Annotated in this window: 7 protein-coding genes; 4 read left to right on the top strand and 3 right to left on the bottom strand. The window is 42.3% G+C overall.

Annotated elements, in window-relative coordinates; all coding sequences use genetic code 11:
• Positions 1 to 15 precede the first annotated feature (15 nt).
• On the bottom strand, positions 16 to 2,136 hold the full coding sequence (feoB, locus tag B9N78_RS16340) for a ferrous iron transport protein B (protein WP_085104266.1): 2,121 nt from the start codon (positions 2,134 to 2,136) through the stop codon (positions 16 to 18).
• Between the two features lies 1 nt (position 2,137).
• Complete coding sequence (locus B9N78_RS16335) at positions 2,138 to 2,374, bottom strand: FeoA family protein (protein ID WP_085104264.1); 237 nt, start codon at positions 2,372 to 2,374, stop codon at positions 2,138 to 2,140.
• 435 nt (positions 2,375 to 2,809) lie between these two features.
• Between B9N78_RS16335 and B9N78_RS16330 the strand changes: the two genes are divergently transcribed.
• The 4 genes from B9N78_RS16330 (at position 2,810) to B9N78_RS16315 (ending at position 9,655) form a co-directional block, all read left to right on the top strand.
• Positions 2,810 to 4,288, top strand: a complete 1,479-nt coding sequence (locus B9N78_RS16330; protein ID WP_085104262.1) for an MFS transporter — start codon at positions 2,810 to 2,812, stop codon at positions 4,286 to 4,288.
• Between the two features lie 107 nt (positions 4,289 to 4,395).
• On the top strand, positions 4,396 to 5,013 hold the full coding sequence (locus B9N78_RS16325) for a type I restriction enzyme HsdR N-terminal domain-containing protein (protein ID WP_085104260.1): 618 nt from the start codon (positions 4,396 to 4,398) through the stop codon (positions 5,011 to 5,013).
• A 214-nt stretch (positions 5,014 to 5,227) separates the two neighbouring features.
• A complete protein-coding gene (gdhA, locus tag B9N78_RS16320) occupies positions 5,228 to 6,574 on the top strand; it encodes an NADP-specific glutamate dehydrogenase (protein ID WP_085104258.1) in 1,347 nt (448 codons plus the stop codon).
• A 102-nt stretch (positions 6,575 to 6,676) separates the two neighbouring features.
• The gene (locus B9N78_RS16315; RefSeq protein WP_085104400.1) at positions 6,677 to 9,655 is read left to right on the top strand and encodes a PEP/pyruvate-binding domain-containing protein; all 2,979 of its coding nucleotides are present in this window, start codon (positions 6,677 to 6,679) and stop codon (positions 9,653 to 9,655) included.
• A 72-nt stretch (positions 9,656 to 9,727) separates the two neighbouring features.
• Here the strand turns inward: B9N78_RS16315 and B9N78_RS16310 are convergent, their stop codons facing one another.
• Entirely contained in the window at positions 9,728 to 12,814 is a 3,087-nt protein-coding gene (locus B9N78_RS16310; protein WP_085104256.1) for an efflux RND transporter permease subunit, read from the bottom strand.

The raw sequence follows: 12,814 nt of genomic DNA, 5'->3' as shown, positions 1-12,814 counted from the left end.
TGAGGAGGATTAGCCTTATTTAATAGGTTGCAGAATCGGTAGTGGTTCTGATTCCTTTGTTCCTAGATATTTAAGTGTTCCGTATATTGCCGCAAGAATTGCGAGAGCAATTCCGATGTACAATATGTTTCTTCCTTCGGTTATCTGGTAGAACAGGGTAGCTACTGACCAGCCTAATGCGGTGCAGTACATGGCCATTACTCCTGAGTAGAAACCACCCATTTCCTGTTTTGTCGCTCCGATCACCGCCAGACAAGGGAAATACATTAAAACAAACAGCAGGTAGGCAAAGGCAGAGAATACTGTGAAGTTAGCTGCAATATGTTTGTAAACAGCCGTGCTTGCACCGATTTCTTCGCTGACAGTCGCGCTGTCTTCGGTGACAAGCCCGACTCCCAGAAGGTCTACAGAGGTAAAGATTCCTACAAGCCCATCGCTGATAGTGGAAAAAGCTTCACCTATTGTGCCGCTGATATCTAATCCAGTTGCTTCTTCTTCAGGAGCCGTTTCAGCTGTATCCTGCATATCAAGTGATGAATATAATGAGTTTACTGTTCCGACGATTGCTTCTTTTGCAAAAAGTCCGGTGAAAAGAGCAACCGATGCAGGCCAGTTATCTTCCGAAATTCCCATTGGTTTGAACACAGGGGAGATCGCCTTGCTGGCGTAGGCAAGAACAGATGCCTGTGAATCTTCATTGCCGAAAGAAATTTGTCCGTTTGTAATCCCGATTGAGTTTAACATGCTGAGCACAAATACTGCGCTGACGACAATAACTCCGGCGCGCTTGATAAAGCCGTTCAGTCTGAGCCATGCACTTTTGAATACCGCGCTGATACGTGGGATATGGTAGAGTGGCAGGTCCATTACAAAATGTGACGGGACGCCTTTGAATAAAGTGTTTTTAAGCAGGAATCCTGTGAAAATAGCCATGGCAAGTCCGGACAGATAAATCAAAAATACAGCAAGTCCGGAATATGAACCGAATAAGGCTACGCAAAAAAGTGCGTATACAGGGAGCCTTGCTCCGCAAGACATAAACGGTGCCATGAAAATAGTCATGAAGCGGTCACGTTTTGAGGTAAGAGTTCTTGCCGCCATAACAGCAGGAACTGTACAACCGAATCCGACAACCATTGGAATGAAAGCAGATCCCGGTAAGCCGATTTTACGCATAAAGCGGTCCGCAACGACCCCGACTCGGGCCATATATCCAAAGTCTTCAAGAATTGCCAAGGCTAGGAACATGAAAAATACTACAGGTATAAATGTAGCTACAGTCTGAATTCCGGCACCTAGCCCTCCGGCGATAACTACATGTAACCATTCCGGTGCGTGCACACTTTCCAAAGCTGCCGTTGGTATATCAACAAAAATCAGTCCTGCCATAATATCAAAAAAATCAATAAATACCGAACCTAAACCGATAGCAAACCAGAAGGTTATGAACATGGAAACCAGAAAGACTGGAATTGACGCAAAACGGTTCATCACAACGCTGTCCACTTTATTCGTAAAGTTTTGGCTGCGATCAAGTTTTTCCTTAACTACTTTGTCGCAAATGCTGTCAATAACAGTATATTTTTTAACTGTATCCATTACTTCCTGTTTCGTAGCATGCGAATCATGAGGAGGCAGGTTGTTAGCAGTTGCTTCAATTGCTTTCACCGCTTTGTTTACGGATACTTTATCCACTGCAATCACAGGTATTACAGGTAATCCAAGTTCTTTACTTAGAGCCTCGACATCAATGTCCAGACCTTCTTTTTCGGCAACATCCAGCATGTTAAGCAAAATGATAATCTGATCTGTGTGCTCTTTGAGGTCCATTGTTAAAAACAGATTCCGTGAAAGATTAGTCGCATCAACAACGTTTAAGATCAGGTCATATTCTCCTTGGCGGAGTACTTTTTCCGCGACTTTCTGATCTTCTGTGTCCGGGGTAAGGTTATAAGTCCCCGGTAAGTCCACCAGTTCAACTATACTGCCTTGTAAGGGAAAAGTGCCCTGAATTTTTTCAACTGTAACTCCGGGCCAGTTTCCAACTTTTTGACTGGAGCCTGTGAGGGCATTGAAAAGGGTTGTTTTACCGCTGTTGGGTACGCCTGCTATGGCAAGTCGTTCAATCTTATGCATTTTAGAGCTCCTTCACTTGTACTTGGGTGGCTTCATTTTTTCTGAGTGCCACGCGGCTCCCACGGATTTGGAAAACCATGGGGTCGGAAATTTTTATGGGTGCCAGCTCAATAGTAGTTCCTGCAACAAATCCCATTTTGTGTAGTTTTTGTGCGTAGTCAGAAGATTCAAGATCAAATCCGAGAACGCAATATGACTTTCCTGAACAAATTTCTGAAAGGTTAATATTTTTAGTCATTTCTATGCTCCGCGACAGCTAAGGTTATTATTGCAAAGTTAATTGTTGAAGTTGAATCAAAGTGAATATGACAGTCATTATCAATCAAAGCAGCTCCTAAATAAGTTAACGAACCTACCATTTCCAATCGTCTTGATTATAAATCACGGTATGGAATGACAGCACAATCTTAATAAAAAAAGTAAAACAAGAAAAAGAAATTGAAAGTCAAAATCAACTACTGTCTATACAAGTCGAAAACCTAGGTCAATAAAAAAAGTAAAAATATCTTATTTTAGCTCGATTAATTGTGATAATTAATATGTATTGATCTACTTTTAATGAGTTTTTTTAAATATTTTTTGTTTAACCTTGATTGGAATTATGATTTCAAGACAAACGTTTATCTACATGGTACATAAAAATCATTATTGATATAAAATGGAGTAGAACTGTATGTCTAAAATTGTTGAAGGTGATAAGGCTGTTGCCAAAACTGTTCAGGACTATATTGATGAAACTCCTTACTGGGCTGATGGAACTATTGCTCCCTTTTCGCCGATGACTGCTATGCAATGGCGGATTTGGTTTTTGGCTTCTGCCGGAAAATTTTTTGAAGGGCTTGTTGTTTTTATGACCGGTGTTGCTCTGCCTCTTATTGTTCGTGAGTTTAATTTAAGTGCTTTTGAAAAAGGAGCCGTCAGCGCAGCATCCTTGTTTGGTATTTTAGTTGGAGCTTCTGCTTTAGGCTATCTTGCTGATCACTATGGCAGAAAAAAAATGTTTATAGCTGAAATGATTATTTTTACAGTATGTTTGGTTTGTCTTGTTTCCAGCACCACTTATGCAACACTAGTGATATTTCTTTTCGGCGTGGGCCTTGCCCTGGGGTGTGACTATCCGACGGCGCATATGATTATATCTGAAAGTATTCCAAGTATTGACCGCGGCAGGCTTGTGCTCAGTGCATTTGCTTTTCAGGCTATCGGGGCATTATTCGGAACCGCTATCGGGTATTTAATTTTATATAAAAATCCTGATCTCGGTGCTTGGCGATGGATGTACGGAACAGCAATAATTCCTGCCATTATTGTTGTTATCGGAAGGTTTTATGTCCCTGACAGCGGGCACTGGCTCGTCTCTAAGGGGCGGATAAAAGAAGCAGAAGCCGCCCTAAAGCGGTTGCTGCACCGGAAACCTAAATATCCATCCGTAATCAAACTCGCTGCTCCGGAAACCATTGACAGCAACGGTGATAAAATAACTGCCGGAACTTATTTAGAATTATTTAGTTCTAAAAATATTAGAGCAACGATTCTTGCATCTGTCCCGTGGTTTCTTCAAGACCTCAGCACGTATGGCATCGGTATTTTCACTCCGACAATTTTAAGCTCTGTTATTGGCGCAAAGGCTGTTTACGCAAGAAATGTCGCTGACCTGATTCAAAATGATATGATAGCCGCCAAGGGAGCAGCCTTTATTGATGTCCTTTTAATTGTCGGGGTTGTATGCGCAGTTATGCTTGCTGATAAAGTCGGAAGAATCAAACTTCAAATATTCGGATTTATCGGCTGCGCGGTAGGCTTGTTTTTGGCTACTCTGTCAATGAGTGCTGCGTCTGAAATGAAAATGGCTTATCTGTTCAGCGGGTTTATGCTCTTTAGTTTTATGACAAATGTCGGCCCTAATTCCATTACTTATTTGATTGCCGGAGAAGTTTTCCCCACTAAAATCAGGGGGAAAGGAGCTGGACTTGCTGCGTCCATTGCAAAGGTCGGAGCTGTTGCTACAGCCTTTTTATTTCCTTTTCTGCTTAAAGATTTCGGTATTGAAACCATATTATATTTTTTAGTCGGATGTTCTCTTCTCGGCGCGATAGTAACCTGGTTTTTCAGAATCGAAACAAGCGGAATAAATCTGGAAGGTCTTGAATAATATTCTTTTTATATCTTTGCAGGTTACATATTGCATTAGAAATCAGGATGCTTATCTAGTAAGTAATGTGATATAAATTGCCGAGTTAATATATTATGGAGGCTGGAATGCACGAAATCAGTATGGGCGGAACTCTTCGGGATTACCTGAGCGGAGAGGAAATAGACGAGACTACTTATGAAGAGTTCAGGCAGGCCTTAGCAAAGATTTTAGTTGAAGAGCACGGTTATCCTAAGGATTCATTAAAAGCTAAAGTAGATCTATGTTTTAATATTGACGGCGAAGAAATGTGCCGCACTATTGATTTGGTTGTATATGATCCAGAAGGTCTTCCTATCCTTATGGTGATGTTCTGCGCCGGAGATGTCGGAAGCTATGAAAGGGAAGCCGTCTGCGCCGGAAAGCTTTTTCAGGGGGGACCGGTTCCTTACGTGGTCATAACGGATTCAATGGATGCTTTTCTGCTTGATGCTATTTCCGGTGATACACTTGCTCATGGCATGAGATCTGTTCCGGATTACAAGAAGCTTCTTGCAATGGTTGAAGGTTATAAAAGAGAACCTCTGCCGGCAGAAAGACGGACTAAGATCGAAAGAATTTTTTATACATATACCGGTTTTCTGCAGGGTACATGTTGCAGCGAAACTTGCTCACTACCTCCGGTCAGGAAGATTGAATTGAATAAAATTCCTAAAGGTAAAACTCTGAAGAAACACAATATATAATTTAAAGTTTTTGTTAAAGAATCGAGGCCCGAAATTTTGCTGATGCAGAATTTCGGGCCTTTTTACATAATTGTAAAAAAATAAATATGAAATGCAGTCGTTTTTTTAAAAAGATGTGTGGACTTAATATGTTAGTAGTGAAATAAATAAGTATATTTTTTTAAAAGACGAGTTCTTTTTATCAACTCTTGAAAAAGAAGAGGAGGCTTTAGGAATGGATATACTGGAATTGATTAAAAACAGAGATCCTAATGAAAGAGAATTTCATCAGGCTGTAAGTGAAGTGCTGTTGTCGATTAAGCCTGTTCTTGATCGAAATCCTGAGTATCGCAGTGCATGTATTCTTGAGCGCATTGTTGAGCCTGAACGAGTAATCATGTTCCGCGTTCCCTGGGTTGATGATGACGGTGATGTTCATGTAAACCGCGGGTTCAGAATTGAGATGAACAGTGCAATAGGACCATATAAAGGCGGGCTTAGATTTCATCCTTCAGTCAATCTCGGTATCCTGAAGTTTCTTGCATTTGAGCAGGTTTTTAAAAATTCGCTCACTTCTTTACCAATGGGCGGTGGTAAAGGTGGATCTGACTTTGATCCCAAGGGTAAAACGGATATGGAGGTCATGCGCTTTTGCCAGAGTTTTATGATGGAACTGTGCCGCCATATCGGCCCTGATACTGATGTTCCGGCAGGGGATATCGGAGTCGGTGCTCGCGAGATAGGTTATCTTTTCGGTATGTATAAAAAAATCCGTAATGAGTTCACCGGAGTTTTAACCGGTAAAGGGTTGAATTGGGGCGGAAGTTTGATTCGCCCTGAAGCAACGGGTTACGGAGCTGTATATTTTGCAGCGGAAATGCTTGCGACTAAAAATAAAACTTTTGAAGGAACTACAAGCCTTGTTTCCGGGTCTGGCAACGTTGCCCAGTTTGCTATGGAAAAGTTAGTTGAACTTGGAAGTAAACCCGTAACCTTCTCAGATTCATCCGGTTATATTTATGATGAAAGAGGTGTTGACCGCGAAAAGCTTGATTACATCATGAATCTTAAAAATGTGCGGCGCGGACGGGTCCGTGAATATGCCGATAAATATCCGGAAGCTGTCTATACTCCGGTGAATCCTGACTCAGATTTTAATCCTCTTTGGAATCATAAAGCAGATTGTGCTTTCCCGTGTGCTACTCAAAATGAAATCAATGGGAAGGACGCCGCAAATATTATAGCAAACGGTATAAAAGTTCTTTCTGAAGGGGCTAATATGCCTACAACCCCTGACGGTATAGATTTATTTCTTGATGGTGGTTTGCTTTACGCTCCCGGTAAGGCCGCCAATGCCGGAGGGGTTTCAGTTTCAGGGCTGGAAATGAGCCAGAATAGTATGCGGCACGGCTGGTCAAGAGAAGAAGTGGACCAAAAACTTAAGACTATCATGAAAAATATTCATAAAAATTGTATGGAAACCGCGGAACAATACGGGACTCCGTTTAACTATATGAACGGTGCCAATATTGCCGGTTTTGTAAAGGTTGCGGATGCAATGCTTGATCAGGGTATTGTATAGTTTACTATATCTTTAAGGTATAATCACACCCGAAGGGCGGATTGCGTTTTTCGCTTTTCGCCCTTTTTCAATATGATTAATTTAAATTCCGGCGGAAAAGTTATGGAAAACAAATCGATGTTTACTGACGATAAGGGACGAAAATTCAGTCTTTATTATGACCTTATGCAAGTAAAAGTCAGAGAGATTCTTTTGATTTCCAGTCCATATGACGCTTGGGTTATGGAGGAAGACAGTAAACTTTCTGAAAGAATAGTAAGCGAATATCGGGGGCTTAACCTCAGCCGACCGCCGCGACTTACATGGGTTTCAAATATTGATGAAGCTCTTGAAATTTTGGGACAGTATAGTTTTGATTTAGTCATCATAATGCCTCATCTTTCAAATATGGATTGTTTTGATATGGGGCTTAGAATTAAGGATAAAGTCCCGGGTATTTCAGTTGCAATGCTTAGCCACAGGCAGGTAGATGTTGATGAAGGTGATGCTTTAGGCGGAGTGGATATTCAGTTCGTCTGGTCAGGAGATGCGGAACTGCTGGTCGCAATGGTCAAGAATCTTGAGGATTTGCTTAACGTTGAGCATGATACTAAGGCTGTCGGAATCAGGGTAATTATAGTTGTTGAAGATTCCCCGCGTTATTTAGCTTCCTTTCTTCCTATTTTATATAAAGAACTTGTCCGGCAGACTCAGGCACTTCTTGAAGAAGGATTAAATTCCGAGCATCGTCTTTTGACCATGCGCGCCCGCCCGAAAATCCTGACCGCGCAGAATTATGAAGAAGCTTTAAAGCTTATTAAAAAATATGGACCGTATATCTTAGGTGTAATTTCTGATGTGCGTTTTCCCAGAGACGGTAAGCTTAATGGTAGCGCAGGTGTTGATTTGTTAAAGGATATTAAAGCGCATCGGGAAGATATTCCGCTCCTTCTTGCCAGTAATGAACCCGCAAACAAGTCCAGAGCTGAAGATATTCCAGCCTATTTTGTTGATAAAAACTCTCCTGATTTAATGTCGGAAGTGCGACGTTTTGTGACTGAACATCTCGGGTTCGGAGATTTTATTTTTAGAGATCTTGATGGAAACGAGATAGCCAGAGCTTCCAGTTTATATTCACTGGAAAAAATTCTTCGCAATATCCCGCAAGATATTTTTTTAAGACATTGCGAAAAGAATGACTTCTCGCGCTGGTTTTATGCGCGAACTGAAATCAGACTTGCCAATAAGTTAAGGCCGCTGAAGGATAAAGATTTTCCTACTATTGAAGCGCATCGCCAGTTTATGCTCTCGCTTATTGCCGCGCGCCGTACACGCCGGCAGCAGGGCGTGATTGTTTCATTTAATCCAAAGGATTTTGATCCGCAGACAGAGTTTTTGAAAATCGGTTCCGGTTCACTAGGCGGCAAGGCCAGGGGGCTGGCTTTCATCTGCTCCATGCTGAATCGTAATCCGTGGATGCATGAAAAGCATTCCGATATAGTAATATCCACGCCTAAAACTCTGACTATCGGCACTTCGGGATTTGATGATTTTATGGAGATGAATAATCTGTCTTATCTCGCTTCGGCAGATGTTGAAGATGAGCAGGTCACGCAGATATTTTCAGATGCCTTTTTCCCCGGATGGATTGAAGCGCAACTCTGGGCCTATTTAACGGAAGTGAAATATCCGCTTTCCGTGCGGTCTTCCAGCCTTCTTGAAGATGCTCAGTATCAAGCGTACGCAGGGCTTTACAGTACCTATATGATACCTAACGATCATCCTGATCTTGAAAACCGCCTTGCACAACTGGTCGAAGCTATTAAGCTCGTATGGGCTTCAACCTATTATAAGGCTCCCAAGTCATTTTCGCTGCGGGTTAATCAGCGCACCGATGAAGAAAAAATGGCAGTAATTATTCAGCACGTTGCAGGTCAGCAATACGGCGATTATTTTTTCCCTGCTATTTCCGGAGTGGGGCAATCCTACAATTATTATCCATTTGGAAAAATGAAGCCTGAAGACGGTGTTGCAACTATCGCCATGGGGATTGGCAAGTCTGTTGTCGACGGTGAGCAGTGCATAAGATTCTCACCGAGATATCCTAAAATACTTCCGCAATGTCCGACACTTGCCGCTTCTCTTAAAAATGCTCAGACTCGTTTTTACGGGCTCAAAATGAATAGGGGAGAAGATCTCAATATTCATGACGATGCAAATTTAGAAAGATTAAATATTGCTGATTTTGAAGATATTGCACCTGTTCAGATGCTTGCTTCAACCTATCTACCCGAAGAGGGCAGAATAAGGGATACCGCAGCCGTTCCGGGGCCGAAAGTTATTTTATTTGCGCCTGTTTTAAAGCATAAATCAATACCTCTTGCATCTGTTTTGAAAGATGTACTTCTTATTGCTGAAAAAGGTATGGGCGGTCCGGTTGAAGTGGAATTCTGTATTAATATGTATGACGACGGGCGCAAACCGGAATTCAATCTTCTTCAATTAAGACCTATGAGTGCCAGAGCGGATTTAAATCAGGTTTATATCACAGATGAAGATTTGAAAAACGCAGTATGTATTTCAAGTCACGCTTTGGGAAATGCTGAAAAAAATGATATTGAAGATATACTGATAGTTCGTCCAGATACATTTGATGTTGCGAAAACTCGCGAAATTGCGATTGAAATTTCTAAGATGAATGGAAAACTTGTGGGGCAGAACCGTAGATATATCCTTTCCGGACCGGGAAGATGGGGCTCCGCTGATCACTGGCTCGGTATTCCCGTTGAGTGGCCTGATATTTCAGGTGTTTCTGCAATCATCGAAACGTCTACGGAAACGCTCAAGGTGGAACCTTCGCAGGGATCTCATTTTTTCCATAATATAACAACACTTGGAATTAATTATCTAATGGTTTCGGATAAGGAAGATAATTTCATGGACTGGGAGTGGTTTGCAAAACAACCAATCGTTGAAGAAGGAGAGTTTGTCAGCCACTTTAGAGTTCCTGCGCCGATACTTCTTAAAGTGGACGGCAGAAATTCACAAGGGGTCATCCTTCCGGCAAACGGGAGTTGCGATTACTGTTTGATTAATGAGTGATATTAATAGATGAATGAAATTAGTTGGAAAGCGGTGGCAGTTAATAACTGCCACCGCTTTTTTATGTTTTATTTAATCATCATGTTTATGCGGAATTCCTAAAAGATCACGCTTAGCTCTGCCGCGTTCATACAGCCACTTCTGGAGAGTATCCATATAAGTATAAACGACCGGAGTCAGGTATAACGTAACAATTTGTGAAAGTATCAGTCCGCCGACGATTGCAAGCCCCATAGGCTGTCTGGCCTGCGCACCTGCGCCAAGCCCGAGAGCAATAGGCATGGCACCTGCGATTGCCGCAACTGTTGTCATCATGATCGGTCTGAACCTTTCCAGTGAACCTTTAATTGCGGCGTCTTGAGGGCTGAGTTTATCCGTTTCTTCCGCTTCAAGTGCAAAGTCGACAACCATAATAGCGTTTTTCTTAACAATACCGATCAGCATGATGATACCGACGATTCCGAAAAGGTCGAGGTCTTTGCCGAATAAAGTCAGTGTTAAAAGTCCACCGATGGCGGCTGAAGGAAGACCTGAGATAATCGTGATCGGGTGTATCCAGCTTTCATACAGAATACCGAGGATTATGAAGATGATGAATATCGCAATGATCAACAGGAAGAATACGCTACTCATTGATTTCTGGAATTCATCAGCTGTTCCTTCAAAGTTTGAAACTACCGTGTCAGGCAAAGTCTCAAGTGCAAGTTCGTTGATTGCCGTAGTTGCATCACTTAACGAAAATCCGGGAGCAATATTAAATGAATAGGTTACAGATGGCAGCATACCGGTATGGTTAACCTGCATCGGTCCAGGTTTTTCATCAAAAGTGGCAATGTTATCAAGCCGAACCAGTTGTCCGTCTTTGTTGGCAATATATAATTTTTTGAGGTCTCTAGGATCTTTTTTATTGTATGGTAGAACTTCCAGAATAACCCAGTACTGGTCTGTGTCTCCGTAAATTGTGGAGACTTTCCGCTCTGAATACGCTGAATTAAGGGTGTTTTCGATGTCGTGAGCAGTAACTCCGTAGTACGAGGCTTTATCTCTGTCTATTTTCACCCATAGTTCTGGGTTGTTATCCAGAAGGTCTGAGTTGAGTCCGGTCAGGAATGGAATTTTATGCAGAGCCATTTCAAATTTAGGTGCTATTTCGAATAGTTCAACCTGATCCGGGGCCTGAATAGTATACTGGTATAAATTTTTTGTAGTTTTAGCCGTAAGTCTGATCATTGGAGGATTCTGAATCCAGACCATGATTCCCGGATCTTGGTTGAGCTTTTGCATTAAAGAACGCGCAACTTCGTCCGCTGTCATTTTACGTTCATTCGGTTCAACAAGCATCGGGAAAATGTATCCCTGATTAAGGACCGGAACCCCTGCAACGACGATGACATGTTTAATGTTTTCATCAGCTTCAAGTATCGGCTCAAGGGCTAAAATATGTTCCTTCATGGAATTATATGAAATGCCCTGTTTACTTTGCGCAAATCCCTGACAGTAACTCATATCGTCTGTAGGGAGAAAACCTTTTGGAATGGCCATAAAAAAGTGAATAGTTGCCAGTAGAATGATCCCAGCGAAGACCATAGTCATACGGCGATGGCGCATTACAAAATGGAGAGACCGCTCATAATTGCTCAGTAAAAAATCATTGAACTTGTCAGATTCAGAAAGCTTACTTCCCGGTTTAAGAAGCCTGCTTGCCAGCATAGGCGTTAAAGTCAGTGAAACAACACCGGAGGCAAGGATGGCAACGGTAATGGTCATGGCAAATTCATGCAGAATTCGGCCGATAATCCCGGACATATACATCAGCGGAATAAAAACAACCGATAATGACAAGGTCATCGAAACGATGGTGAAGGTTATCTGCTTGGCTCCTTCAAGAGCTGCGTAGTACGGCTTTTTGCCCATTTCCAAATGGCGGACGACGTTTTCGATCATGACCACCGCATCATCCACAACAAATCCGACCGAGAGCGTTAGCGCGAGCAGCGACAGCGTATCCAGCGAATACCCCAGCACATACATAATTGCGAAGGTAAAAATAATAGATACAGGAACAGCAACCGCCGCAATCAGTGTTGCGGATATGTTTCTGAGGAAGAAGAAAATAACGCAGATAACAAAGAAAACAGCCAGCAGGAGTGTAACCTGAACATCATCAACCGCATCTTTAATAGGGATAGAGCGGTCATATAAAACTGTCATATCGATTCCGGCTGGAATCTGCTGGCGAATTGTAGGAAGCATACCCAAAATAGTCTGGCAGACCTGAATCGTATTTGATCCGGGCTGTTTTTGAATAGCAATAATAATTGCCCGCTTACCGTTAACCCATGATCCGGATTTGTCACTTTTAATAGAGTTTACTACCGTCCCTACATCTGAAAGACGTACTGTTCTGCCGTCCTTTGATTCAAAAATCATCGGTAAAAATTCTTCGGCAGTTTTTAACTGTCCTGTTGCTTCAACTGTTACGGACTGGAGTTTATTGTCTAGTGTTCCTACAGGCTCTTTTACGTTCTGCTCGGCAACAGCTTGACGGACTGTGTCCATATTAATGCCGCGGGCCGCAAGTTTTTCAGGGTCAATTCTAACCCTTACAGCAAGTTTCGCTTCACCGTAAATGACAACTTTAGATACTCCGTTGACCATCGATATACTGTCGGTCAGGAAGGTTGTAACATATTCATTTACTTTATAAAGCGGCATAGAGTCTGACCATAGAGCCATGTAGAGAATCGGATCGTCGGCGGGATTTACTTTTTCATAATAAGGCTGCTGCGGCAGGTCGGACGGAAGGTCTCCGCTGGCGCGTGATATTGCGGCCTGAGTGTCTGATGCTCCGCCGTCAATATCCCTGTCTAAATCAAACTGTAGAGTAATAAGGGTTTTTCCGAGTGAGTTGACAGAACTCATACTTCGGAGGCCGGGCATTGATGTAAACTGCTTTTCAAGCGGAGTCGCTACGGATGAAGCCATTGTTGAAGGGCTTGCCCCGGGAAGTGTTGCCGTGACTTGAAGCGTAGGAAATTCAACCGCAGGAAGATAACTTACAGGTAATTTAAAATACCCGACAATTCCAAAAAAAACCATGGCAATGACCACAAGGGCGGTCATAACCGGGCGTTTAATAAACAGTTCTGTTACATTCAT

The sequence above is a fragment of the Desulfovibrio gilichinskyi genome, from assembly GCF_900177375.1.
Classification (GTDB): domain Bacteria; phylum Desulfobacterota; class Desulfovibrionia; order Desulfovibrionales; family Desulfovibrionaceae; genus Maridesulfovibrio; species Maridesulfovibrio gilichinskyi.
The sequence above is the reverse complement of the archived record's forward strand: the minus strand, read 5'-3'. Positions and strand labels throughout refer to the sequence as shown.

What these genes read in the sequence shown, in the direction of transcription:
- gdhA (WP_085104258.1), top strand. Translation starts at nt 5,228, where the DNA reads ATGGATATACTGGAATTGATTAAAAACAGAGATCCTAATGAAAGAGAA.
- B9N78_RS16310 (WP_085104256.1), bottom strand. Translation starts at nt 12,814, where the DNA reads ATGAATGTAACAGAACTGTTTATTAAACGCCCGGTTATGACCGCCCTT.
- B9N78_RS16330 (WP_085104262.1), top strand. Translation starts at nt 2,810, where the DNA reads ATGTCTAAAATTGTTGAAGGTGATAAGGCTGTTGCCAAAACTGTTCAG.
- B9N78_RS16335 (WP_085104264.1), bottom strand. Translation starts at nt 2,374, where the DNA reads ATGACTAAAAATATTAACCTTTCAGAAATTTGTTCAGGAAAGTCATAT.
- feoB (WP_085104266.1), bottom strand. Translation starts at nt 2,136, where the DNA reads ATGCATAAGATTGAACGACTTGCCATAGCAGGCGTACCCAACAGCGGT.
- B9N78_RS16325 (WP_085104260.1), top strand. Translation starts at nt 4,396, where the DNA reads ATGCACGAAATCAGTATGGGCGGAACTCTTCGGGATTACCTGAGCGGA.
- B9N78_RS16315 (WP_085104400.1), top strand. Translation starts at nt 6,677, where the DNA reads ATGGAAAACAAATCGATGTTTACTGACGATAAGGGACGAAAATTCAGT.